Below are 24,400 nucleotides of genomic sequence, written 5' to 3'. Positions count from 1 at the left end.
TAACAAAACTGTGCATGGCTGCATTTGTTTGATTCGCGCTGATTTTTTTCCCCTTTGGGGTATTCTAAGGTCATGGTGATTCGGGTGCATGCTCCACGCCATCCGGTCGTTGTTAAGGGATAACGGGGATAGATATGGCTCAGCCAGGTGTAGTGCGTGAACCGTCCATGGAAGAGATCCTGGCCTCCATTCGACAGATCATAGAAAGCAATGAGCCAGGCGCCGGAAAGGCGATTTCCACCTCGCTTCCTCCCGTTTACGGGGCGGAAGAAGAAAACGACTCCGAAATTCATCTGACGGTCGACGATACCTATGCCGGTGTCGAGTTCCCCGAGCCGGCTGCGCTGCGTCCCGATCCGCGTTTCGTCGCTGCAAATTCTGCCGGCACGGCGTCTGAACCGGAAATGCCAGCCCGCGCCATGTCGCTTGCCGATGTCGCAGCCCGCGTCCGTGCCGCTTCCGAGCGTAGCGTTGTTCAGCCCGCTCAAACGCTCCGTGATATGCCCCAACAATTCCGTGAACTGCAGTCGCAGCAGGCTTATAACGCGCCGCGCGCAGCTGCTGCTCCGCGCCCGATCGAGCCGGCTCCGGCTCCCCGCGTTGCCCCCGTCGCCGATTATGCACCCGAACCTGCGCCGGTCTTTGCCGAGCAGCGCCTGCCCGATGTCCCGCAGCCTGCGCTCGACGAAGAGGCGCCCGTGTTTCCCGCTGTGGAGCAGCGCGTCGAGCCGCTGGCCTTCCAGCCGGCCGAAGTTGCGTCCGAGCGCGTAGCGGAAGACGGTCAGCCGTCACTTCTGTCGCAGAACACGGGCCTGCAGGTTGCCCGTTCCTTCGAAGAGCTTGCCGCCGCCATCGATGGCGCCGCCGAGCGCCGCTCGCTGGATGAGATCGCCGAAGACATGCTACGGCCGATGCTGCGCGAGTGGCTGGATGATAACCTGCCGACGCTCGTCGAACGTCTCGTGCGCGAAGAAATCGAACGCGTGGCGCGCGGCCCTCGCCGCTGATCGGACCGCTTTTCCAGACAAGAGCCGCTCCGGTCTCCGGGGCGGCTTTTTTATTGACTTGGCCGTAGCCATCCTATTTACAAAACGCCCATCCTCGAACCTCGAATTGGTCAGAAAATGCTCGAAAAGACCTACGATTCCGCCGCCGTAGAACCGAAAATCGCCGCGAAATGGGATGAGGCGGATGCCTTCCGCGCCGGCGCCAACGCAAAGCCGGGTGCGGAGAGCTTCACCATCGTCATCCCGCCGCCGAACGTTACCGGCTCGCTGCACATGGGCCATGCGTTGAACAATACGCTGCAGGACGTCATGGTGCGGTTCGAGCGCATGCGCGGTAAGGATGTGCTTTGGCAGCCGGGCATGGACCATGCCGGTATCGCCACGCAGATGGTTGTCGAGCGCAAGCTGATGGAGCAGCAGCTTCCCGGCCGCCGCGAGATGGGCCGCGATGCCTTCATCGAAAAGGTCTGGGAATGGAAGAGTGAATCGGGTGGCCTGATCTTTAATCAGCTGAAGCGCCTCGGCGCTTCCTGCGACTGGTCGCGTGAGCGCTTCACCATGGACGAGGGCCTGTCGCAGGCTGTTCTCGAAGTCTTCGTCACGCTCTACAAGGAAGGCCTGATTTACAAGGATAAGCGCCTCGTCAACTGGGATCCGAAATTGCTGACGGCGATTTCCGACATGGAAGTCGAGCAGATCGAGATCAAAGGCAATCTCTGGCATCTTCGCTATCCGCTGGAAGAGGGTGTCACCTATCAGTACCCAATCGCTTTTGATGACGCGGGCAAGCCCACCGAATTCGAAACGCGCGACTACCTCGTGGTTGCGACGACGCGGCCGGAGACGATGCTTGGCGATACCGGCGTTGCGGTCAATCCCAAGGACGAGCGCTACAAGTCGATCGTCGGCAAACACGTCATCCTGCCGATCGTTGGCCGTCGCATTCCGATCGTGGCCGACGACTATGCCGATCCGACAGCCGGAACGGGCGCGGTCAAGATCACACCCGCACACGATTTCAACGACTTTGAAGTCGGCAAGCGGGCTGGCCTGCGTGCGATCAACATCATGAACATCGACGGCACGATCACGATCAAGGACAACGAGGATTTCCTCGAAGGGCTTGATCATCCGGCCGCCCTGCACGGCGCCTGGGATCGCCTCGAAGGTCAGGATCGTTTCTATGCGCGCAAGATCATCGTCGAGATCTTCGAAGAGGCCGGCCTGCTCGACAAGATCGAGCCGCATAAGCACATGGTTCCGCACGGCGACCGCGGTGGCGTGCCGATCGAGCCGCGTCTGACCGAGCAATGGTGGGTCGATAACAAAACCCTTGCCAAGCCTGCCATTGCCTCCGTTCGCGAAGGCCGGACAAAGTTCGTGCCGAAGAACTGGGAAAACACCTATTTCCAGTGGATGGAGAATATCCAGCCGTGGTGCATCTCCCGTCAGCTGTGGTGGGGGCACCAGATTCCGGCCTGGTACGGCCCGGATGGTCAGGTTTTCGTCGAAAAGACCGAAGAAGAGGCGCTGCAGGCCGCCATCCAGCACTATTTGTCGCATGAAGGGCCGATGAAGGCCTATGTCGAGGACCTGCTTGAGAATTTCAGGCCGGGCGAGATTTTGACGCGTGACGAAGACGTGCTCGACACATGGTTCTCCTCGGCACTCTGGCCGTTCTCGACGCTTGGCTGGCCGGACAAGACGCCCGAGCTGGAGCGATATTATCCGACCAGTGTTCTTGTCACCGGTTTCGATATCATACCGTTCTGGGTTGTCCGCATGATGCAGATGGGCCTGCATTTCATGAAGGACGAGGACGATAACCCGGTTGAGCCGTTCCGTACCGTCTATATTCACGCCCTGGTCCGCGACAAGAACGGGCAGAAGATGTCGAAGTCCAAAGGCAACGTCATCGACCCGCTCGAACTGATCGACGAATATGGTGCAGATGCGCTGCGTTTCACGCTGGCGATCATGGCTGCGCAGGGCCGTGACGTGAAACTCGACCCGGCCCGCATCGCCGGTTACCGCAATTTCGGCACCAAGCTCTGGAACGCCACGCGCTTTGCCGAAATGAACGGCGCCAAGAGCGATCCGCATTTCGTACCGGAAGCGGCTGAACTCACCATCAACCGCTGGATCCTGACGGAGCTTGCCCGTGCGGAACGTGACGTTACGGAAGCTCTTGAAGCTTACCGCTTCAACGATGCCGCCGGCGCGCTCTATCGCTTCGTCTGGAACCAGTTCTGCGATTGGTATCTCGAACTTCTGAAGCCGGTCTTCGGCGGTGAAGACGAGGGCGCGAAGGCCGAAGCTCAAGCCTGCAGCGCTTATGTTCTGGAAGAGATCTACAAGCTGCTGCATCCCTTCATGCCCTTCATGACCGAAGAACTGTGGGCACACACGGCGGGTGAGGGCCAGGAACGTGACGGATTGCTCTGCCACGCCGAATGGCCGTCGCCGTCTTATGTCGACAATGCAGCGGCCGATGAGATCAACTGGCTGATCGACCTTGTTTCCGGCATCCGCTCGGTGCGCTCGGAAATGAACGTGCCGCCGTCGGCCACCGCCCCACTCGTCGTCGTCGGGGCCAACAGCCTGACGCGTGAACGGCTGTTCCGTCATGACGCGGCCATCAAGCGCCTGGCGCGTGTCGAGGGTATTTCGCTGGCGGAATCTGCACCGAAGGGTGCCGCTCAGATCATCGTCGCAGAAGCGACCGCCTGCCTGCCGCTCGGCAATCTGATCGATCTCTCGGCGGAAAAGAACCGCCTCGAAAAGGCGATTGCGAAGGCCGAGAGCGAAGTCGCGCGCATTGATGGCAAGCTCTCGAATGAGAAGTTCGTCGCCAATGCCAACCCGGAAGTGGTGGAGGCCGAACGCGAACGTCATGCAGAACTGACGAGCCAGCTCGAAAGCCTGAAGACTGCTCTCGCGCGAGTTAGCGAAGCGGGATAATCGCGGCTAACGAGTATAATTTTTCTCAAGGCGCGTTCCATTGGAGCGCGCCTCTTGCGTTAAAGAGCCTGACGATTCGTAAGGAATTGGGCGCTTTTGCCGATTCTGCCTGTGGATATAACCCATTTGAGGGACATCGCACGCGAAAACCAGCACTGTTGTCAGTTTGTTACAGCCACCGCGCTTGGTGGAATGAATATCTAATAGAACCCTAAAAACTGACAGATAGAAGAATAGGATTTTATATATCTGATTTTTTGACGTGCCCGTCAATCAGTTACGTAAATTAGTCATAACGCAACTTCGCGTCGCAGCGGAGCGCCTCGTTGCGATTTGTTAAGTTCACTAGCACAGTGTGATTACATCAATTGCTTGAGTGGGGGAGACACAATGGCAGCGCGTATGTTTTCCAGGGGCGTAACATCGCTCATCGTATTTTCGGCACTGGCTTCACCGTCCTTTGCAGGTGGTCTGGAGCGTGGCGGCTACAATATCGATCAGTTGTTCGATACGTCGTCCTTCTCGTTCCAGTCGGGCATTATCTATGTCACGCCTCAGCGCAAGCTAACGAACGCGCGTGACACGGCTCCCGCCGATGGGAATTTGAACAACCGTTCGAGTACGGCCGATGATACCGCGAACTATACGATCCCATATATTGGCTTCAAGGCCGGCTTCGGCGATGCGATCGACTGCCTGGTCGACTATTCCGAACCCTTCGGTGGGCATTCCGATCCCGGCTTAAACTGGGCCGGTGCTAACAACAACATCGAGACCGAGATCAAGACCCGCAACTACGGCGGTACCTGCTCCTATCGTTTCGATGTCGGCCCGGGACAGCTTCGCGTCATCGGCGGTGGCTTCTATCAGGAGGTCGAGGGCTTCAAGGAGCGCCTCGTTGCTCCTATCGGACCGCCGGCTTCAGCAATTTACAGCGGCATTGGTCGGCTGGACCTTGGCGATGAGGCGTGGGGATGGCGTGCGGGTCTTGCTTACGAAATACCTGAATATGCTTTTCGTGCCAGCCTCGTTTACAACAGCAGGGTTAAATACGACAATTTGACCGGCACAGTGGACCTGACCGAAGTGCCCAAGGCCATAAATCCGGCCAATCCTGCTCTTGGTGTCGTGACCCCCGTATTCGGTTCTGCTGAAGCGCCGGATTCGTTGGAGTTGAAGTTGCAGAGCGGCATCGCACCGGATTGGCTCGCCTTCGGATCGGTCAAGTGGACGAACTGGAGCGTCCTTCAGTCCGTGCCTTTCTGCCCGACTTCGACGAAGGGCCTGGTCGCCTGCACCTCCGGTGGGGCGACGGAACTGACTTCGCTTGACCTCCTCTATCGTGATGGCTGGACCATCACCGGTGGCGTCGGCCACAAGTTCAACGACCAATGGGCCGGCGCGGTCAGCCTGACCTGGGACCGTGGCACCAGCCAGGGCTATGGCGCTCAGACCGATAGCTGGACAGTCGGTGTCGGCGCTGCATTCACGCCTACCGAGCATATCGAGTGGCGCGTTGCTGGTGCCGTTGGTATTCTAACGAGCGGTTCATCGGGCGTCGTCACTCAGAACGGCGTCACGTTTGGAGATGATGTCTCCTATTCCTTTGGCAACGACTTGGTTGCCGCACTATCGACCAGCCTAAAGGTCAAGTTTTAATTCCCTGATTTGAAGAATTGAGGAGGCTGGCGGTGCCGGGCTCTTCTTCATTTGCCGTCATTAATCATCCCGTCTTCTCGTCTCGTTTTGTGACGATTCAGCAACACTTTTTTACGACCGTTCGCGTATGATGTCGGCGGGGCGAATTTGTCCATTTCCCGCCACAAAGAGGGCGCAGCGCTATTAGCGGGCGAGGAGATGACAAGCGTAGGTGTGCGTAAGCAGTAGCATGGGTCGAATTTTTTCGGGTAACGCCAGACATCGCGATAGCAGCGGCGAGAAGCCAGCGGCAACGGCCGTTTTGCTTTTCGCCAAAGGCATTTCCGGCAGAAAATCCCCCCTTTCGATAGTGTTGCAGATTTGCTCGTTCCGATCATTTTCATTCCCTCGGCATGAAGCTTCGTTCTCTGGGCACGGTAGCGATACCGGTTTGGTCACATTTGCTGTTTACGAAGACGACAGAGGCGGACGGGCAGGGTCCTGGAACGCAAAGGTAGTACCGCAGACATCACATGCGAGCCGTGCCGGAAGCCGGATGGTTCACGAGGATGTGCTGGTTTTGACAGAGGGGCATGGGGCTGGAAGCGACGCGGGTAAAGGAGCCTTGGAGCCCGCCGCGGGATCGCTCGCCTGGAAGGAATGCATCCACGCGGGCAGAACGGCGAAGAAAGCCGCCGCCAGGCGTCTGGGATGAACGAAAGAAACCGGTAAAGATGGTAACGTCCGAGTTCAGATTGTTCAAATTCATGCTGCTCAGCATGTCGATGGCCGTTTCCCTGGCCTTGGCCTGTCCGGTCCTGGCATTCGACATCAAGACGGGCGTGACGAAGGAATCAGGACCCTTCGATCTCTTCAAGTTTGGTTTCAAAGCTTACAAAAACGGTCAGAAGGAAGAGGCGGTAGAAGCCTATAAATACGCCGCTGAGAAGGGACATACCGGTTCTCGCTGGGCGCTCGCCAACATGTATGCCGATGGCGATGGCGTGGCGCAGGATGATTTCGAAGCCTTCAAGATCTACAGCGAGATTGCACAGCAGGGCGTAGAGCCCGGCTCGGAGGATACCGGCTTCTTCATCAATGCGCTGCTGTCGCTTGCCAATTATTACAGGCACGGCATTTCTGGCAGCCCGGTGAAGATCGATCTCAACCAGGCCCGGCAGCTCTATTTCCAGGTCGCTTCCACCTTCGGTGTTCCCGAGGCTCAGTTCCAGCTTGCGCAGATGATGCTCGCGGGTGAGGGCGGAAGCGCCAATATCAACCAGGCCAAGAAATGGCTCAATCAGGCCCGCAAGAGCGGCCATCCCGGTGCCATGGCGGTCTTCGGCAACATCCTCTTCGATGAAGGCCAGTCTGCCCGCGGTCTAGCGCTTATGACGGCCGCTCTCGACCGCTGTAAGCCGAAGGATTGCAGTTGGATGCAATCGCTTCAGGAGGATGCATTCTCGGTCGCTAGTGAAACCGATCGGCGTACGGCCATATCCCTATCGCATACGATTGCGAGCGGCTCGGACAACTAAGCTTTCGAGCAATTCCGGCAAAAGTGCGCAGCGATTTTGCGTCCGGAATCGCGTAAAACGAAAATGGTTTAAATCTCAGGCAGCGAAATCGAAGTAAGCAACGACGGGCACGTGATCGGAGGGCTTTTCCCAGGCACGCACATGCTTTTCGATGGCTGTTGACGTCATGCAGTCGGCTGCTTCCGGCGACAGCATCAAATGGTCGATACGGATGCCGTTGTTCTTCGGCCAGGCGCCGGCCTGATAATCCCAGAAGGAATAGAGTGCTGTCGCATCGGTTGCAGAACGCACCGCATCAACGAGACCGAGATTTTCCAGCCGGCGGAAGGCTTCGCGTGTCTGCGGCAGAAAGAGTGCATCGCTTTCCCAGACCTTCGGGTCGAAGCAATCATGCGGCTCGGGGATGACATTGTAATCGCCGGCCAGAATGAAAATTTCCTCGTATTCGAGGCGCTCGGCCGCGAATTTGCGCAGGCGCTCCATCCAGGCGAGCTTGTAGGGGTATTTTTCCGTTTCCGGCGGGTTGCCGTTCGGCAGGTAGAGGCAGCAAACGCGCGCCACCTTGTTGCCAGGCAGGGAGAAGACGGCTTCGAGGAATCGTGCCTGCTCATCGAGCGGATCACCCGGCAGGCCGCGATTGACTTCGGAAGGCGAATCCTTGGAGAGAATGGCAACGCCGTTGAAGCCCTTCTGACCATGCGTTTCCACATGGTAGCCGAGCGCCTCGATTTCCAGCCGCGGGAAGCCTTCGTCGATCGTCTTGATTTCCTGCAGGCAGACGATATCAGGACTGGAATCCTTCAGCCATTGCGTGAGGTTGTCGATACGCGCCTTGACGCCATTGATGTTCCAGGTCGCTATCTTCATGGCTTTATCCTGCTAACTCGCTTCGGCTCTTTTATCGCGCTCCCACGTTGGCGGACAAGACAGGAAACCGGCCGGAAGAAAATCTTCGGCCGGTTATTCGTGGAAAGTCGGTTTTGGATCAGATTGCGAAGCTGGTGCCGCAGCCGCAGCTTGCCACCGCATTCGGGTTCTTGATCTGGAAGGACTGCCCGAGCAGGTTGTCGACGAAATCGATCTCGGAGCCGGCCATGTAGACCAGCGAGAGACTGTCGATCAATACCTTGGCATCATTCTTCTCGACGACGATGTCGTCATCAGCCACGCCGTCCACGAGATCGAATTTGTAGGAAAAGCCGGAACAGCCGCCCCCTTCGACGGAGACGCGCAACGCGCTCTTGCCGGGATCGCTGCCGACGATAGCGGCAATACGCTTTGCCGCGGCATCGGAAAGGGTTACATTCGCTTCAGTCATTTTTCCTCCTGCCGGGGTCAAGATCCGGAGAGAATACTATTTGGACGTTTGATGTTCAAACGCATGATATCAAAGAAACTTATCATGATCCTTCCATAAAGGACAGGATCTGGCGAAGCGGTCGACAAAGCGCCTCTTTGCCGTTTCTGTAAGCTATAGGTATGAAGAGCGGAAAGCGGCGTCAATGGGCAAGGTCGCAACGCGTTAGTGACGGTGAAGAATGAGCTTCGACAGGCATGCATTGGGTTTCGGTTACGGGGAACGAGCGGTCTATGCGGCAGATCCATGGAAGTCGCGCGGGCGTCTCTATCCGGAGAGCGGCAGCCCGACACGGTCCGATTTCCAGCGTGACCGCGATCGCATCGTCCATACGACGGCCTTCCGCCGCCTGAAACATAAGACGCAGGTCTTCATCGCCCAGGATGGCGATCACTACCGAACACGCCTCACGCATACGATCGAGGTGGCTCAGATCGCCCGCGCGCTTGCCCGCGCCCTGAAGGCTGATGAGGATCTGGCCGAGGGCGTGGCGCTCGTCCACGATTTCGGCCATACGCCTTTCGGCCATACGGGCGAGGATGCGCTGCATGAAGAACTGCTGCCCTATGGCGGCTTCGACCACAATGCCCAATCCTTGCGCATCGTCACCAAACTCGAGCGGCGTTATGCTGAATTCGACGGCATCAACCTGACATGGGAAAGCCTGGAGGGTCTCGTCAAGCACAACGGTCCGCTGCTGACGGCCGATGGTGTCGGCACGCGAGGGCCGGTGCCGCAGCCGATACTCGACTATTGCGAACTGCATGATCTGGAACTTGCGAGCTATGCGAGCCTGGAAGCCCAGGCGGCAGCGATTGCCGACGATATCGCTTACAACACCCATGACATCGATGACGGCTTGCGCTCGGGCTACCTGAATTTCGAGATGCTGGAGGAAATTCCGTTTCTTGCCGGGCTGATGGCCGAGGTCAGGGAGCGTTATCCGCATCTCGAGCCGAGCCGCTTCACGCATGAAATCATGCGCCGTCAGATCACGCGCATGGTGGAGGATGTTATCGGCGTAGCGCAGAAGCGCCTGGCAGAGCTGAACCCGCAAAGCGCCGACGATATCCGCAATGCGGATCACGTAATGGCAACTTTTTCGGACGAGATGGCCGAGACCGACAGGCAGATCAAGGCGATGCTCTTCAAGCGCATCTACCGGAATGCCGATATTATGCGCATCCGCGCCGGTGCCGCTCAGATCGTCAAGGATCTCTTCGGTGCCTATATGGCCAATCCCAAGGAGATGCAGAGCCATTATTGGGTCGACCATATCGCCGGTCTTTCCGACGCGCCGAAAGCCCGCCATGTTGGGGACTATCTGGCCGGCATGACGGATACCTATGCCATCAGTGCCCACAGGCGATTGTTTGACCACACTCCGGATTTGCGATAGGCAGCGGGCGCCCGGCAGCCGCCGGCAAACCTGTTGGCACAGCCTGTGCATGGAAGAGTGCGATGAATCTTTTTACCGATTTCGAAGCCAGGATTAAAAACGCCCTTGAACAGCTCGATCTGGTCAAGGAAAAGCGATCCGAGCTCGATTTCGGTCGCATTGCCGTAGAGCCGCCGCGTGATGCGAGCCATGGCGATGTGGCGACCAACGCTGCCATGGTGCTTGCCAAGCCGCTCGGCACCAATCCGCGTGCGCTTGCCGAAATCATCATTGCCAAGCTGCAGGAAGACACCGACGTCGCCGAGGTTTCGGTCGCCGGCCCGGGTTTCATCAATATCCGGCTCTCCGTCGGCTACTGGCAGCGCCTGCTTGCCTCGATGATCCAATCGGGCACCGGCTACGGCCGCTCGGCACTGGGGCAGGGCAAGAAGGTCAACGTCGAATATGTCTCGGCAAATCCGACCGGCCCCATGCATGTCGGCCATTGCCGCGGCGCTGTCGTCGGCGATGCGCTGGCAAACCTGCTCGCCTTTGCCGGTTACGATGTCGTCAAGGAATATTACATCAACGACGCTGGCTCGCAGATCGATGTGCTCGCGCGCTCCGTCTTCCTGCGTTACCGCGAGGCGCTCGGTGAGAAGATCGGCGAGATTCCATCCGGTCTCTATCCCGGCGACTATCTCGTTCCGGTCGGAGAATCGCTCGCTGCCGAATATGGCGTGCGCCTGCACAACATGCCGGAAGAGCAGTGGATGCCGATCGTCAAGGATCGCGCCATCGAGATGATGATGGTGATGATCCGCGAGGATCTTGCCGCCCTCAACGTCCATCATGACCTCTTTTTCTCGGAACGCATGCTGCATGCCAATGGCGCAGCTGCCATCCGCACCGCCATCAACGACCTGACCTTCAAGGGCTATGTCTACAAGGGTACGCTGCCGCCTCCGAAGGGCCAGTTGCCTGAGGATTGGGAAGACCGCGAACAGACTCTCTTCCGCTCGACCGAAGTCGGCGACGATATCGATCGTGCTCTGATCAAGTCGGACGGCTCCTACACCTATTTCGCTGCCGACGTCGCCTACTTCAAGAACAAGTTCGACCGTGGCTTCAATGAAATGATCTATGTGCTCGGCGCCGACCACGGCGGCTACGTCAAGCGCCTCGAGGCAGTTGCACGTGGCGTCTCCGACGGTAAGGCGAAGCTGACGGTGCTGCTCTGCCAACTTGTTAAGCTCTACCGTGATGGTGAGCCGGTTAAGATGTCGAAGCGTTCGGGCGATTTTGTCACATTGCGCGATGTCGTCGACGAAGTCGGGCGTGATTCGGTCCGCTTCATGATGCTTTACCGCAAGAACTCGGAGCCGTTGGACTTCGATTTTGCCAAAGTAACGGAACAATCCAAAGATAATCCGGTCTTTTACGTGCAGTATGCGCATGCCCGCTGCATGTCCGTCTTCCGGCAGGCGAAGGAAGCCTTCCCCAATCTTGCTCCGACGCCCGAGCTTTTGGCCCAATCCGTTGCAGGAATTACGGATTCCGCCGAATTGCAGCTGATTGCCAAGGCTGCAGAATTCCCGCGTATCGTCGAAAGTGCAGCCCAGTCTCAGGAGCCGCATCGCATCGCTTTTTACCTCTATGATCTTGCCAGCGCCTTCCACGCCCACTGGAACAAAGGTAAAGATCAGACGGAATTACGATTTGTTAACGATAAGAACCGAGAATCAAGTATTGCCAGACTTGGGCTGGTGTACGCCGTCGCGTCGGTTTTGAAGTCGGGACTTGCCATTACAGGCACTGCCGCACCGGACGAAATGCGATAACGTCACCATTTCCCCACAATGCGCTGGCATTTGAGTGTTTGCGTTTCTGAGTGGGATGGGCATGGCTGATAAACGACTTGCGTATGACACGCGTGGTAAAGACGATATGTTTGCCGACGACGATCCGTTGGCAGAACTCGCTCGTATTGTTGGCTTTGAACCTCGCGTCGCGGCCAATACCGTAAGCGAACCCGCACGGCAGGAGCCGGCTCTCAATCTCGAGGACGAGCTTCTCCGTGAGTTCGAGCGCTATGACGCGCCGCGTCCTTTGGCTGCTCTCGATCATCCGGCCGAGCCAATCGCTCAGGAAGTCGAAATCTACGACTATGTCGAGCCTGTCCACGAGGACGTGCCCTCCATCGGCGAAGAGCTTGCCCCGTCGGTTGTGTCCGATTTCGAGGCACCTGTCGTCGAGCCAGAATTTTATGAGGAAGCTTCCGCAGCTCCCGAAGTAGCTGCGCCTGAACCGGTCGCAGCCGAATGGGAAGCGCCTGTCGCCACCGACCGGGCTCCCACTCCGTCGAAGCCGGTCGCTGTTCCCGGAGAACCTCCTGTTATCTTCACGGCCTATGGTGGCGCCCGCGACCTGATCGAAGAGCTTGAGCTTTCGATCGGCGGCTCCGTCGCTCCGGCCGTTCAGCCACCGGCGAAGGCGCCGCAGTGGTCGGCTGCCAGCATTCGTCTGCCGATCGCTAATTTTCACGCACCGCGTCGCGAAGAGCCGGTTCTTTCCGAGCCCGTCGTCGAGGCGCCTATCGTCGATTCACCCGTTCTTGAGCTGGCTCAGGCTTCGGTTGATGCCCTCGCTGTCGAGCCTGAATTTGCGGCCGAGCCGGAATTGACGGTCGAATCCGAAGTGGGTGCGCCTAAGGTAGCCGACGAGACTCTACCGGTCGCGGGGGGTGAAGCCGCGGATTTCGAGCCGGTTGCGGCATCCTTTGGTTTTCCGGCCGAGATCGATCGCCACGAAGAAGTCGCCCTTCCTGACCAGCCTGTCGCAACGGCCGAAGATGTCGCTGCCTTCGAAGGGCCTGGCGAACCCGACAATGCCGGGTTCGATCTGATTGCCGCTACAGCCGAAGGCGACGTTCACGCCGATGCTGGCCTGACGGAAGCGCCGCCGGAGCCAGCCTTCGATCCGGGTGCCTTCGATCTCGACGATCTCTTGGCGGATGTCTCCCGTTATCCGGTGCCTCAGCGCGCGGCGCCCGAACTTGTTGCCGCGCCGGTGGCGCCGCAGCCGGTAGAGGCAACTGCCGCGCCAGTTTTCGAGGCTCCCGTCTTTGAGGCTCCTGTCTTCGAAGCGCCCGTTGCTCGCGCACCTGCGCAGCCGACGGTGATCGCGCCCGTGCCGATGAGCCGTGCGACTCCCGTTCTTCGCCAGCCCGAAGCGCCGAAGTCGGCGGTTCGGGAGCCAGCAGAGCCGGTCTCGCAGCCTATCGCGCCCGCGCCGGTCGCACGTCAGCCGGAAATGGAAGCCGAAGATCCCTTTGCCGGCCACGATTTCGAGCTGGATCTCGCCGGCATCGAGCTGGAACTCGCCGATCTCGATTTCTCAGAGCCGCCGGCTCCGCAGCCCAAACCCGAGCCCGTGCGTGCAGCGCCCTTGGTCGCAGCTCAACCTACGCCACGTTCGCAGCCACAAGCCGCGCCGGTTTTCGTGCCGGAGCCGCAGCCAGCACCGGTGAGCTACGCCAAGCCGGTGCCGGCAAGTGAATCCACCGAGGATCTGCCCTTCGATCCCTCGATGATCTCCGATCCGGAAGATCGTCCCGAGACGGTTGAGGACATGCATGTTCCGACGCTGCCGCCTGTCGAGCATCCGGAACCGATCGCCAAGACCGCCGACTTCGATTTCGATCTCGATGCCGAGATCGCAAGCTTCTTCGAGCCCGCCAAGCGCCACGAAAAGGCGCCGATCGCCCCTGCCTGGGCGCCCCCGGCCGCTGCTGCAACGGCCGTCGCTGCGGCCAAGCCGGCAAGCACCGCCTTCGCCGACGGTCTTGATGATTTTGAACGCGCGCTGGAAGAGGACTTCCGCCGCAGCGTGCGCGAGCCGGTCGAACGCCGCGAGACCGTTTCCGAAGTCCATATCGAATCCGCAAGCCAGACCGCGGATTTCAACCGCGCCCGCTCCATGCGCCGCCTGCTGGCTGCAGCCGCTATGCTGGTCGTTTTTGCTGGGGGCGCATATGGTGTCTACAGTTGGGTGTCCAACGGTTCCGGCCTCGGCATCGCCGGTTCCGGCGAACCGCGCGTCATCACTGCCGATAAGGATCCGGTAAAGGTCGCTCCCGAAAATCCGGGCGGCAAGACCGTGCCAAACCAGGACAAGGCCGTCTATGATCGTGTCGCGGGCGCTGCCGAAGAGCCGAAACAGAAGGCTCTGGTCTCCTCCGACGAACAGCCGGTCGATGTCGTTCAGCGTACGCTGACGCCTGAAGTCTCGCCTGATGACGATGAAGGCAACGGCGATTCGGTGCTGCCGACTGCCGTCGGCGAGACGCAGGATCCGCGGCTGCTGCCGGACCACAACGCGACTGCGGATGCCTCCACGGCCAATGATGATGCAACGCCTTCCGTCTCGCCACGCAAGGTCCGCACGATGATCGTCAAGCCGGACGGCACGCTCGTTGCCCGCGAAGAGCCGGCACCTGCCGAGCAGTCCGCGCCGGCAAAAGAAGTTGCATCGGCAACGCCTGCAGCCCAGCCGGCCGCGACACCGTCCGCCGCGAGCTTCCCGGCTAGCACCGGGAATCAGAACGGCAATCAGGTTGCGTCCGCCGCTCTTCCGCCCGTCGGAGCAGCGCCTGCAGCCCAGCCCTCTCAGACGGCGAAAGTGGCTGAGGTAAGCGCCGCCAACGCCGATAAGGTCGACCCGCCGGTTCGCGCGGTCAAGACGACATCGGTCACCGATGCAGCATCGGCTGCGACGACGGATACGGCACCCGTCCCGACGGCCCGGCCGGTCGAACAGCCGGTCAATGTCGTCGGCACGGTAACCGAAAACGGCAATGTCCGCCCAACGGCTCAGCAGAAGCCGACGCAGGTCGCTTCGGCATCTGCAGCAGCCGCTGCCCCGCCGGCACAGCAGGCTCCGGCTGCCGCCAGCGGTGGCTACGGTATCCAGATTGCATCGCTGCCGTCTGAGGATGAGGCAAAGAAGTCCTACGCCAGCCTGTCGAAGAAGTTCGCCGGCGTGCTCGGTGGCCGCGCCTACGAAATTCGCAAGGCCGATATTGCCGGAAAGGGTACCTTCTACCGCGTTCGCATCCCGGCCGGCTCCAAGGATGAAGCTGCCGTCCTTTGCGAGCAGTATCGCTCCGCCGGCGGAAGCTGCCTGATCTCCAAGTAAGCTTTCTGGCTTTCTTTATCGCAACGGCGGGCTTGTCCCGCCGTTCTTTTTTGTGGGATGGCGCTTGACCTTGCTCGCAATTCGCGTGGCGGCCCTTATGATTCGAGCATGACCGAATCAAAAGCAACGATCCTTGGCTGCAGCGGCCTCAAGCTGACCGACGAAGAGAAGGCCTTTTATAGGGCAGAACGCCCGTGGGGCTTCATCCTCTTCGGACGTAACATTTCCGAAGCCCAGCAGATCAGCGATCTCATTGCCGAGCTGCGCGATTGCGTCGGCTGGCATGCGCCCGTGCTGATCGACCAGGAAGGCGGTCGCGTTCAGCGCATCCGCCCGCCAATCCTGCAGCACTATCCGCCGGGGCAGGCGCTTGGCGACCTTTATCGCCGCGATCGAGCGCTTGGGCTGCGCGCCGCTTGGCTGATGTCGCGCCTGCACGCCTTCGATCTCCAGAGGTTCGGCATCAATGTCGATTGCCTGCCGGTGCTGGACGTGCCGGTCGAAGGCAGCAGCAATGTCATCGGCAACAGGGCCTATGGCGGCGATCCCGTCACTGTTACGGAAATGGGCCGGGCTGCTGCCGAAGGGCTGAAAGCGGGCGGCCTGCTGCCCGTCATGAAGCACATGCCGGGGCATGGGCGCGGTTTTGCGGATTCACATCTGGAGCTGCCCGTTGTAACGGTGTCGCGCGAGGAGCTGGAAGCGCACGACTTCCCGCCCTTCATCGCCATGAAGGACGAGTTGATGGCAATGACCTGCCATGTCGTCTTCACGGCCATCGACCCCGATAATCCGGCGACCACCTCCCGCAAGATGATCGATGAGGTGATCCGCACAGAGATTGGCTTCAAGGGACTGTTGCTGTCGGACGATACCTCGATGAACGCGCTCGCCGGCACGATCGGTGAACGAGCGGCGAATATCATTGCAGGCGGCTGCGATATCGTGCTGCACTGCAACGGTCATATGGACGAGATGCGTCAGGTCGTGGCAAATGTACCGCCGCTGGCAGGCCCTGCGCGTGGACGGGCGAAGGCCGTCGAGGAAGGCTTCCCCACGCCGGATTCTGCGGAAGAGGCGGTGATAAGGGCGGAATTCGACGCCATCTTCGCAATAGCATGAGGGACGGCCGGAAAGGCAGGGTAGGGTGAACACGATCAAGGGTACAGAGCGGTCCCAGGTGGCATCGACGCCGATGGACAAGCTGTGGCAGGAGAATGGCGCTGAGCGCGCTACGCATGAGCCGGCCCTTGTGATCGATGTCGCGGGCTTCGAAGGCCCGCTCGACCTGCTGCTTTACCTGGCCCGCAACCAGAAGGTCGATCTGTCGCGGATTTCCGTTCTCGCCCTTGCGGAACAATATCTGCAGTTCATCGAAACCGCGCGCCGTATTCGTATCGAGCTGGCTGCCGATTATCTCGTCATGGCGGCCTGGCTCGCTTACCTGAAGTCGCGGCTGCTGATCCCGCAGCAGGTCAAGGACGACGGCCCCTCGGGTGAGGAGATGGCTGCAACGCTCGCCTTCCGTCTCAAGCGTTTGGAAGCGATGCGCCAGGTGGCCGACGGTCTCGTCAATCGCAACCGGCTCGGCCGGGATATCTTCGCCCGCGGCGCGCCGGAGCATATTCCCGCTCGCCATCAGTCCGATTATGATGCCAATCTCTACGATCTGCTGAGCGCTTATGCGTCATTGCGGCAGCGTCACGCCATTACACAGGTGACGATCGAGCGCCGCAACGTCTGGTCGCTGACTGATGCCCGCGAACTGCTGACCCAGATGATCGGCGATATCGTCGACTGGACGGCGCTCGAGCAATATCTGCTGCGTTATCTCGCAAGCCCTGCCGAGCGTGTTACCGCTGTCGCCAGTGCCTTCGCCGCCTCGCTGGAGCTGGTGCGCGAGGGCAAGCTGGAAATCCGCCAGGATGGCGCCTTCCAGCCGATCTATATGCGCCGCGGCCCGAAACATGCCACCCTGCAGGTGGTCGAACAGGAGCAGTCGGATTGATCGGCGCGCAGGACGAGGACTTTGAAGGTGAAGATGGGGAAGGCAAAGACGCTTTCCGCAATCTGCAGGCGGAGATCGAAGCGGAGCGTATAGCCGAAGCGCTGGTCTTCGCCTCCGCCCAGCCGGTATCCGAAGGCTTCATCACCGAGCGTCTGCCGAAGGGCTTTAATGCGCGCGAGATCATGCTGCGCCTGAAGGACCACTACGCGCCGCGGGGCGTCAATCTCGTGCAGGTCGATGATGCCTGGGCCTTCCGCACTGCCGCTGACCTCTCCTTCTTCATCCGTCGCGATGAGAATGAGGTCCGCAAGCTCTCCCGCGCAGCGCTGGAAGTGCTGGCGATCATCGCTTATCACCAGCCGGTGACGCGCGCCGAGATCGAGGATATCAGGGGCGTACAGACCTCGCGCGGCACGCTCGACGTGCTGATGGAAGCGGGCTGGGTGCGGTTCCGTGGCCGCCGCCGCACGCCGGGCCGGCCGGTGACGCTCGGCACGACGCGAGATTTTCTCGACCATTTCGGCCTCGAGGAATTGCGCGACCTGCCGGGTCTCGAAGAGCTGAAGGGTGCCGGCCTTCTCTCTGGTCGCATCCCCGCCAATTTCAACATTCCTTCGCCCCTCATGAACGACGAACTGACCGAGGACGAGGATCCGATCACTCAGATGGATCTCGAGGAACTCGGGCTGCTGGCGCCCGGCGGCGCTTCTGAGGAATAGCGACGGCTGGTCTTGCTTTTGCCACGCCCGCGCAAAACAATGTCAATCACGACTTTTCGATAGATGAATGGCTTGTCACAAAGGCCGATACCGTGACATTAAGCTCAATCCAGAAGGATTGATGTTGGAAACCAGATCGGAAATTCTTACATCGAGGGAACACCGCAACAGGGAGTATGGTAATGGGTTCTTTTAGCATGTGGCACTGGCTTATCGTTCTGGCCATCGTGCTTTTGTTGTTCGGCCGCGGCAAGATCCCCGAACTGATGGGCGACGTTGCCAAAGGCATCAAGAGCTTCAAGAAGGGCATGACGGACGAAGACGCGCCGGAAACCGCAAAGACCGTCGATCACAAGGCCGACGAAACGAAGTAATTACGTACGGGAAAGGGCGCAGCCCCCGCGCCGCCCGTTCAGGAGCCTTGCATGTTCGATATTGGCTGGACCGAACTCTTGGTTATCGCGGTCGTTCTGATCGTGGTTGTCGGTCCCAAGGATTTGCCGCCGATGCTGCGCGCTTTCGGCAAGATGACGGCACGTGCCCGCAAGGTCGCGGGCGAGTTTCGTGCCCAGTTCGACGAAGCGCTGCGCGAAGCCGAACTTGATGACGTGCGGAGCACGATCAGCGACGCTCAGAAGCTCAACCCGGTCAATAGCCTGCGCGAGGCGATGAACCCGCTGCGCCAGATGGGCAACGAGATCAAGGCCGACCTGCAGAATTCGACCAAGGTCGAGAAGCCGGCAGAGCAGCGCCCGCTAGAGCATGGCGCCGAGACTGCGACGGAAGTGCCGCCTGCGGAAGTTTCCGTGCCGGCGCCGTCCATGAGCCTGCCGGAAACGCCGCCGGTCGTTCCTGCGCCGCAGCCGGTCGCTGCCGCCCCCGTTGCTCCGGTCGCCGTGGCCGAAAAGCCGAAGGCGGTGCGTAAGCCGCGTGTGAAGGCTGCAGCCAAAGCTGACGCGGTCGCGTTGGTCGCATCACCGGTCGAGAAGCCGAAGCGCGCTGCTGCAACAAAGAAGCCGACCACTGTTGCAAAGCCGGCCGCTAAAAAGAAGAAGGACGAGGCATGAGCGGTGATATACAAGACAAGCCGCAGCCCTTGATCGAGCACCTGATGGAGCTGCGCACGCGGCTGATCTGGTCGATCGCTGCCTTCTTCATCGCCTTCATCGTGTGCTTCATCTTCGCCAAGCACATCTTCAATTACCTCGTCTACCCCTACAAGCTTGCCGTCAGCTGGGCCAATCTCGATGTCGAGAAAGCGCAGCTGATCTATACGGCGCCGCAGGAGTTCTTCTTCACGCAGGTCAAGGTCGCCATGTTCGGCGGGCTTGTGATCGCCTTCCCGATCATCGCAGCACAGATCTACAAGTTCGTCGCTCCTGGCCTCTACAAGAACGAACGACAGGCTTTCCTGCCGTTCCTGATCGCATCGCCCATCCTGTTCCTCATGGGCGGCGCGCTGGTCTATTTCTTCTTCACGCCGATGGTCATGTGGTTCTTCCTGTCGATGCAGCAAGCGCCGGGCCACGATGAGGTGGCGATCTCGCTCTTGCCGAAGGTCTCGGAATATCTGAGCCTCATCATGACGCTGGTCTTCTCCTTCGGCCTCGTCTTTCAGCTGCCGGTCATCACCACGCTTCTCGCCCGCGTCGGCCTTCTGACGTCGCAGTGGCTCGCCGAAAAGCGCAAGTTCGCGATCGTGCTCGCCTTCGTGGTGGCTGCTGTCCTGACGCCGCCTGATCCGATGTCCCAGATCGGTCTTGCGCTGCCGACGATCCTTCTCTACGAGATTTCCATCTACGCGGCACGACTCGTGGAGCGTCAGCGTTCCCAGCAGGCGCTTGAAGAGGCTAGCGAATCCTCTGAGGTCTCCAAGACGGACAGCGTCTGAGCGGTTCGCGATACTTCCTTGAGTTCTGCCGTTTCCATCCGGTCGGGGGTTTCTCCGACCGGTTCATGTCTGTTGAAACGATCTGGAACGACGATGCTCGATATCAAATGGATCCGTGAGAATCCCGAGGCTCTCGATGCCGCCCTTGCCAAGCGCGGCGCGGAACCTCTGTCGCAATCTCTCATCGCCCTTGACGAAAAGCGCCGCTCCGCGGTGCAGAAGGCGCAGGACCTGCTCTCCCGCCGCAACGCCGCCTCCAAGGAGATCGGTGCTGCCATGGCGCAGAAGAATGCCGAGCTTGCCGACAAGCTGAAGGCCGAGGTCGCCGAGATCAAAGAAACGCTGCCGGCTGCCGAAGAGGAAGAGCGTGCGCTTTCCGCCGAACTCAACGATCAGCTCTCGCGTATTCCGAACGTACCGTTTGACGACGTACCTGTCGGCAAGGACGAACACGACAATGTCGTCACCCGCATCGCCGGCGAAAAGCCGCGTTGGAACCACACGCCGAAGGAGCATTTCGAAATCGGCGAGGCGCTCGGCTATATGGATTTCGACCGTGCTGCCAAGCTCTCCGGTTCGCGCTTCACGGTTCTGACCGGGCCGCTCGCGAGACTTGAACGGGCGCTCGGCCAGTTCATGATCGACCTTCACACAAGCGAGCACGGCTATACCGAAGTCAGCTCGCCGCTGATGGTGCGCGCCGAAGCCGTGTTCGGCACCGGCAGCCTGCCGAAGTTCGAAGAGGATCTGTTCAAGACGACGGACGGTCGCTATCTCATCCCGACGGCTGAGGTGACGCTGACCAATCTAGTGCGCGAGGAAATCCTCGACCAGGAAAAGCTGCCGCTGCGCTTCACCGCCTTGACCCCGTCCTTCCGCTCGGAAGCGGGTTCGGCCGGCCGCGACACGCGCGGCATGCTGCGCCAGCATCAGTTCTGGAAGTGCGAGCTGGTCTCGATCACGGATGCCGAAAGCTCGATTGCCGAGCATGAGCGCATGACTGCCTGTGCTGAAGAAGTGCTGAAGCGCCTCGGACTGCATTTCCGCACCATGACGCTCTGCACCGGCGATATGGGTTTCGGTTCGCGCAAGACCTACGACCTCGAAGTCTGGCTGCCGGGCCAGAACACTTTCCGTGAAATCTCGTCCTGCTCCGTTTGCGGTGATTTCCAGGCGCGACGTATGAACGCCCGCTATCGCGGCAAGGACGACAAAGCGACGAAATTCGTTCACACGCTGAACGGCTCCGGTACGGCGGTCGGCCGCTGCCTGATCGCGGTTCTCGAAAATTATCTGAACGAGGATGGTTCCGTCGCGATTCCGGACGTTTTGCTGCCCTATATGGGCGGTTTGACGAAGATCGAACGGGCGGCTTGAGACAATGCGCATCCTGCTGACGAATGACGACGGTATCCATGCCGAAGGCTTGGGTGCGCTGGAACGGATCGCAAGGGCGCTTTCCGACGATGTCTGGATCGTCGCCCCCGAAACCGACCAGAGCGGCCTTGCGCATTCGCTCAGCCTTTCGGAGCCGCTCAGGCTCCGGAAGATTTCCGACAAGCATTATGCGCTGCGCGGCACGCCGACCGATTGCGTCATCATGGGTGTCAAGCAGGTGCTGGATTTCAAGCCGGACCTCATTCTGTCCGGCGTCAACTCCGGCTCCAACGTCGCCGACGACGTAACCTATTCCGGCACGATCGCCGGCGCCATCGAGGGCACGATGCAGGGCGTGCGTTCCTTCGCGCTCAGCCAGGCCTATAGCTATGATGACGGTGCCCGCATCCTGCCCTGGGAGGTCTGCGAGGCGCACGCGCCCGCGCTGCTCGAAAGCCTGATGACCGTCGATCTTCCTGAAGGCACCTTCCTGAACCTCAACTTCCCGAACTGCCGTCCTGATGAAGTCGAGGGCGTCGAAGTGACGGCGCAGGGCAAGCTTGCCTTCAATCTGCAGGTCGATGCGCGCACGGATGGCCGCGGCTTCCCCTATTACTGGCTGAAATTCGGCGAGCGCGCCGGCGCCTTTACCGAGGGCAGCGATATTCACGCTCTCAAGCATAATAGGATTTCAGTAACACCTTTGAAACTTGATCTGACCGATTATTCCGTGACGGACCGCGTAGCGCGGGCGCTCGGACACGGAGTAAAGGGTTGACGGCAAAACTGGCCGAGAAGGAAGGCTTCGCAGCGCTGGTCTTGAGATTGCGCGCGGAAGGCATTTCCGACATCGATCTGCTGACGGCGGTCGAGCAGACGCCGCGCTCGCTTTTCGTACCGCCGCAATTTGCCGAGAACGCATATTCCAGCCGCACGATCCCAATCGAGTGCGGGGCCTTTCTTGAGGGCGTCGATTTCGCCGTCCGACTTCTGCATCACCTGAAGGTCCGTCCTGGCCAGCGCGTGCTCGAAATCGGCACAGGCAGCGGCTTTACTGCGGCGGTCATCGGTCGCATTGCGGAACGCGTGTTGACGGTCGATCGTTATAAGACCCTGGCGCTTTCGGCCCAGCGCCGCATGGAAGCCCTCAGTCTGCGCAGCGTCATTATCCGTCAGGCCGATGGCAGCAACGGCATGCAGGGCGAGGGTACTTTCGATCGCATCCTCGTTACGGCCGCCTTCAATTCCATGCCGCGCTTCTATGCAGATCAGCTGGTGTCCGGCGGTTCCATGATTGCGCCGCTGATCATCTCCGAGAATGAATGCCGCATGGTGCGGCTGACGAAGACGGGCAGCCGTTTTGAGCGGGAAGAGCTTTTCGACGCTCCCTATCTGCCGATTGTTCCAAGGCTTGCTTCACAGCTTTAGACCAGCGGGCGCAAGGTCCGGCGGCTATGATTTTTCGCCCGCAAACTTATGGTTATCAAGTTCTCAAAAATATAGCACTGATTCCAGCGCCTTAACCGCATGGTAACACTAACGCGCTTTAATAGATTCACAAATGGTTGCGTTCTAAGTGGGTCGAGTCATGCGTTTCAGTCTTTCGCCGAAGTTCGGGAAATCGGCCGGCAATCTTCTGGTCGTCGCCTTGCTGGCGAGTGCAGCAACGGGCTGCAGCTCAGATGTAACACGTTTCGGCAGTCTGTTTTCCTCTTCCGGGCAGGATCAGATGACGACAAATTCGATCCCGCGCAGGAGTTTCAACGGGCCGCAGGGCGACCCGGTGCCGCGTGCCGATCTCGGTGGTTCGGCCATGCAGCCGTCCTACGCTCAGAATGGGGCGATGAACCAGCCCTATCCGGGCCGCCCGAGCTATGATCCGGTCGCCTCCTCAGGCTCCCCCGCACGGATGGCATCCGCACCGGTTTCCGTTCAGCGCACCGAACTCGCGCCACCGAGCGCAGGATCCGTTTCTCCTCGGCAGCGGGAAAGGGATGTCGCTCTCGCTCAACCGTTCCCGTCCGCCCCGAAGCCTGATCGCATCGCTCCGGCAGGTGTGAATGCTCCGAAGGTTGCTCCCGATACGCTGACGACGGGCACGACGCCGAAGGTTTCGGGCTGGTCGGGGATCAATGCTCCGTCGGTGACGCTGCGCCCGGGTGAAAACATCGCTGTCCTTTCCCGCCGCTATGGCGTTCCGGAAAAGGAAATCCTGCGTGTCAACAATCTGAAGACGGCTTCCGCGGCGCAGCCCGGCCAAGCGATCCTCATCCCGACCTTTAACGGCGGCAACAATGCCGCCAAGGCCGCAGCCCAGTCCGCTGATCTTTCCAAGCCCGGCAACCTGCCGCAGCCGACGAAGGGCCAGGAGCAGAAGGTTGCTGTCATTCCCGGTGCCAATTCGGCTCGCGACAAGACCGTCGCTAACGCAGACCCGACAGGCAAGGCGCCACCGGCAGGCGGCAAGAATCCGAATGGCGCTGCGGGCACCTATACAGTCAAGCAGGGAGACTCGCTTGCCAAGATCGCCAAGGCGACGGGCGCCAACATCGACGATATCAAGGCAGCCAACAATCTGTCGGCAAGCTCGATCCGCATTGGCCAGGAACTGAAGATCCCGAACGGCGGAGTTTCCGCCGACACTATCAAGACGGCCTCCATCCCGGCGCAGAAGGTCGAGCAGGTCAAGCCCGCTCAGCCGGCCGCAGCCCCGGTGCAGACTGCCTCCGCGCAGCCGGCGCCTTACAAGGCTCCTGCCGCGACACAGACGGTCGATGATGTCGAGAAGAAGTCCGATGTCAGCGCTGCCGCTCCGGAAGCAACCGGCATCGGCAAATATCGCTGGCCGGTTCGCGGCCAGGTGATCGCTGCTTATGGCGCCAACGTCAACGGCAGCCGCAATGATGGCATCGATATCTCGGTTCCGCAGGGCACGGCGATCAAGGCTGCTGAAAACGGCGTGGTCATCTATGCCGGTAATGGCCTGAAGGAACTCGGCAACACGGTACTTGTTCGTCACGACGACGGGACCGTCACCGTCTACGGCAACGCCGACACGCTGAGCGTCACCCGCGGCCAGAAGATCCAGCGTGGCCAGACGGTCGCCATGTCGGGCATGAGCGGCAACGTCAAGCAGCCGCAGGTGCACTTCGAGGTTCGCAAGGATGCGTCCCCGGTCAACCCGATGACATTCCTTGAATAGAGGACATTTCCTGAGCAGGTAGAGCGTTTCAGGAAAGTGCAAAAGCCCGGCCAGCAGTCGGGCTTTTGTCGTTTAAAGCGTGTGGCGCAAACTCTGCAGCGGGTTTCGATAACGGCGCGCGCCGGAAG

General features: G+C 60.0%; 19 protein-coding genes. 17 read left to right on the top strand and 2 right to left on the bottom strand.

Translation table 11 applies throughout. The features are described from left to right. Positions 1–134 precede the first annotated feature (134 nt). The 4 genes from FHT78_RS11470 to exoR all read left to right on the top strand — a co-directional run bounded on the left by FHT78_RS11470 (position 135) and on the right by exoR (position 7,144). Positions 135–1,007 (top strand): DUF2497 domain-containing protein, encoded by an 873-nt coding sequence (locus FHT78_RS11470; protein ID WP_183743647.1) that lies wholly within the window; start codon positions 135–137, stop codon positions 1,005–1,007. A 117-nt stretch (positions 1,008–1,124) separates the two neighbouring features. Next, positions 1,125–3,968, top strand: a complete 2,844-nt coding sequence (locus FHT78_RS11465) for a valine--tRNA ligase (RefSeq protein ID WP_183743645.1) — start codon at positions 1,125–1,127, stop codon at positions 3,966–3,968. A 390-nt stretch (positions 3,969–4,358) separates the two neighbouring features. Continuing rightward, positions 4,359–5,627 carry an OmpP1/FadL family transporter gene (locus FHT78_RS11460; protein WP_183743643.1) on the top strand — a complete coding sequence of 423 codons (1,269 nt, stop codon included), beginning with the start codon at positions 4,359–4,361 and terminating at the stop codon, positions 5,625–5,627. A 713-nt stretch (positions 5,628–6,340) separates the two neighbouring features. Next, positions 6,341–7,144 carry an exopolysaccharide production regulator ExoR gene (gene exoR / locus FHT78_RS11455; RefSeq protein WP_183743641.1) on the top strand — a complete coding sequence of 268 codons (804 nt, stop codon included), beginning with the start codon at positions 6,341–6,343 and terminating at the stop codon, positions 7,142–7,144. Positions 7,145–7,219: 75 nt separating this feature from the next. Here exoR and xth read toward each other — a convergent pair whose 3' ends face one another. Together xth and erpA are read right to left on the bottom strand one after the other, a co-directional pair. After that, positions 7,220–8,011: an exodeoxyribonuclease III gene (gene xth / locus FHT78_RS11450; RefSeq protein WP_183743639.1), complete on the bottom strand. Its 792-nt coding sequence runs from the start codon at positions 8,009–8,011 to the stop codon at positions 7,220–7,222. A 118-nt stretch (positions 8,012–8,129) separates the two neighbouring features. Further along, a complete protein-coding gene (gene erpA / locus FHT78_RS11445) occupies positions 8,130–8,462 on the bottom strand; it encodes an iron-sulfur cluster insertion protein ErpA (RefSeq protein ID WP_113206856.1) in 333 nt (110 codons plus the stop codon). Between the two features lie 220 nt (positions 8,463–8,682). Between erpA and FHT78_RS11440 the strand changes: the two genes are divergently transcribed. The 13 genes from FHT78_RS11440 to FHT78_RS11380 all read left to right on the top strand — a co-directional run bounded on the left by FHT78_RS11440 (position 8,683) and on the right by FHT78_RS11380 (position 24,272). Beyond that, the gene (locus FHT78_RS11440) at positions 8,683–9,900 is read left to right on the top strand and encodes a deoxyguanosinetriphosphate triphosphohydrolase (RefSeq protein WP_183743637.1); all 1,218 of its coding nucleotides are present in this window, start codon (positions 8,683–8,685) and stop codon (positions 9,898–9,900) included. Between the two features lie 62 nt (positions 9,901–9,962). After that, positions 9,963–11,720 carry an arginine--tRNA ligase gene (gene argS, locus FHT78_RS11435; protein ID WP_183743635.1) on the top strand — a complete coding sequence of 586 codons (1,758 nt, stop codon included), beginning with the start codon at positions 9,963–9,965 and terminating at the stop codon, positions 11,718–11,720. A 61-nt stretch (positions 11,721–11,781) separates the two neighbouring features. Then, entirely contained in the window at positions 11,782–15,075 is a 3,294-nt protein-coding gene (locus tag FHT78_RS11430) for an SPOR domain-containing protein (protein WP_183743633.1), read from the top strand. A gap of 108 nt (positions 15,076–15,183) precedes the next feature. Continuing rightward, positions 15,184–16,197: a beta-N-acetylhexosaminidase gene (nagZ, locus tag FHT78_RS11425; RefSeq protein ID WP_183743631.1), complete on the top strand. Its 1,014-nt coding sequence runs from the start codon at positions 15,184–15,186 to the stop codon at positions 16,195–16,197. Positions 16,198–16,222: 25 nt separating this feature from the next. Continuing rightward, positions 16,223–17,083 carry a ScpA family protein gene (locus FHT78_RS11420; RefSeq protein ID WP_183743629.1) on the top strand — a complete coding sequence of 287 codons (861 nt, stop codon included), beginning with the start codon at positions 16,223–16,225 and terminating at the stop codon, positions 17,081–17,083. Beyond that, on the top strand, positions 17,080–17,802 hold the full coding sequence (scpB, locus tag FHT78_RS11415; RefSeq protein ID WP_183743627.1) for an SMC-Scp complex subunit ScpB: 723 nt from the start codon (positions 17,080–17,082) through the stop codon (positions 17,800–17,802). The genes FHT78_RS11420 and scpB overlap by 4 nt, the downstream gene beginning before the upstream one ends. 182 nt (positions 17,803–17,984) lie before the next feature. Then, on the top strand, positions 17,985–18,176 hold the full coding sequence (locus FHT78_RS11410) for a twin-arginine translocase TatA/TatE family subunit (RefSeq protein WP_183743626.1): 192 nt from the start codon (positions 17,985–17,987) through the stop codon (positions 18,174–18,176). 51 nt (positions 18,177–18,227) lie between these two features. Next, positions 18,228–18,869, top strand: coding sequence for a Sec-independent protein translocase protein TatB (gene tatB, locus FHT78_RS11405; protein WP_183743624.1), 642 nt, complete (start codon positions 18,228–18,230; stop codon positions 18,867–18,869). After that, a complete protein-coding gene (tatC, locus tag FHT78_RS11400) occupies positions 18,866–19,693 on the top strand; it encodes a twin-arginine translocase subunit TatC (RefSeq protein ID WP_183743622.1) in 828 nt (275 codons plus the stop codon). Before tatB ends, tatC begins: the two co-directional genes overlap by 4 nt. A gap of 93 nt (positions 19,694–19,786) precedes the next feature. Next, positions 19,787–21,070, top strand: coding sequence for a serine--tRNA ligase (gene serS, locus FHT78_RS11395; protein WP_183743620.1), 1,284 nt, complete (start codon positions 19,787–19,789; stop codon positions 21,068–21,070). A gap of 4 nt (positions 21,071–21,074) precedes the next feature. After that, positions 21,075–21,848 carry a 5'/3'-nucleotidase SurE gene (gene surE, locus FHT78_RS11390; protein ID WP_183743618.1) on the top strand — a complete coding sequence of 258 codons (774 nt, stop codon included), beginning with the start codon at positions 21,075–21,077 and terminating at the stop codon, positions 21,846–21,848. Beyond that, a complete protein-coding gene (locus FHT78_RS11385; RefSeq protein ID WP_183743616.1) occupies positions 21,845–22,498 on the top strand; it encodes a protein-L-isoaspartate(D-aspartate) O-methyltransferase in 654 nt (217 codons plus the stop codon). The genes surE and FHT78_RS11385 overlap by 4 nt, the downstream gene beginning before the upstream one ends. Before the next feature lie 160 nt (positions 22,499–22,658). Continuing rightward, the gene (locus tag FHT78_RS11380; RefSeq protein ID WP_183743614.1) at positions 22,659–24,272 is read left to right on the top strand and encodes a peptidoglycan DD-metalloendopeptidase family protein; all 1,614 of its coding nucleotides are present in this window, start codon (positions 22,659–22,661) and stop codon (positions 24,270–24,272) included. Positions 24,273–24,400 lie beyond the last annotated feature (128 nt).

This window comes from Rhizobium sp. BK196 (assembly GCF_014193255.1).
In the GTDB taxonomy this organism is placed as follows: Bacteria; Pseudomonadota; Alphaproteobacteria; order Rhizobiales; family Rhizobiaceae; genus Rhizobium.
This window is presented reverse-complemented; position numbering and strand designations above follow the sequence as displayed.

What these genes read in the sequence shown, in the direction of transcription:
- FHT78_RS11460 (WP_183743643.1), top strand. Translation starts at nt 4,359, where the DNA reads ATGGCAGCGCGTATGTTTTCCAGGGGCGTAACATCGCTCATCGTATTT.
- serS (WP_183743620.1), top strand. Translation starts at nt 19,787, where the DNA reads ATGCTCGATATCAAATGGATCCGTGAGAATCCCGAGGCTCTCGATGCC.
- tatB (WP_183743624.1), top strand. Translation starts at nt 18,228, where the DNA reads ATGTTCGATATTGGCTGGACCGAACTCTTGGTTATCGCGGTCGTTCTG.
- FHT78_RS11430 (WP_183743633.1), top strand. Translation starts at nt 11,782, where the DNA reads ATGGCTGATAAACGACTTGCGTATGACACGCGTGGTAAAGACGATATG.
- FHT78_RS11440 (WP_183743637.1), top strand. Translation starts at nt 8,683, where the DNA reads ATGAGCTTCGACAGGCATGCATTGGGTTTCGGTTACGGGGAACGAGCG.
- surE (WP_183743618.1), top strand. Translation starts at nt 21,075, where the DNA reads ATGCGCATCCTGCTGACGAATGACGACGGTATCCATGCCGAAGGCTTG.
- exoR (WP_183743641.1), top strand. Translation starts at nt 6,341, where the DNA reads ATGGTAACGTCCGAGTTCAGATTGTTCAAATTCATGCTGCTCAGCATG.
- FHT78_RS11410 (WP_183743626.1), top strand. Translation starts at nt 17,985, where the DNA reads ATGGGTTCTTTTAGCATGTGGCACTGGCTTATCGTTCTGGCCATCGTG.
- FHT78_RS11470 (WP_183743647.1), top strand. Translation starts at nt 135, where the DNA reads ATGGCTCAGCCAGGTGTAGTGCGTGAACCGTCCATGGAAGAGATCCTG.
- tatC (WP_183743622.1), top strand. Translation starts at nt 18,866, where the DNA reads ATGAGCGGTGATATACAAGACAAGCCGCAGCCCTTGATCGAGCACCTG.
- FHT78_RS11465 (WP_183743645.1), top strand. Translation starts at nt 1,125, where the DNA reads ATGCTCGAAAAGACCTACGATTCCGCCGCCGTAGAACCGAAAATCGCC.
- nagZ (WP_183743631.1), top strand. Translation starts at nt 15,184, where the DNA reads ATGACCGAATCAAAAGCAACGATCCTTGGCTGCAGCGGCCTCAAGCTG.
- FHT78_RS11380 (WP_183743614.1), top strand. Translation starts at nt 22,659, where the DNA reads ATGCGTTTCAGTCTTTCGCCGAAGTTCGGGAAATCGGCCGGCAATCTT.
- erpA (WP_113206856.1), bottom strand. Translation starts at nt 8,462, where the DNA reads ATGACTGAAGCGAATGTAACCCTTTCCGATGCCGCGGCAAAGCGTATT.
- xth (WP_183743639.1), bottom strand. Translation starts at nt 8,011, where the DNA reads ATGAAGATAGCGACCTGGAACATCAATGGCGTCAAGGCGCGTATCGAC.
- argS (WP_183743635.1), top strand. Translation starts at nt 9,963, where the DNA reads ATGAATCTTTTTACCGATTTCGAAGCCAGGATTAAAAACGCCCTTGAA.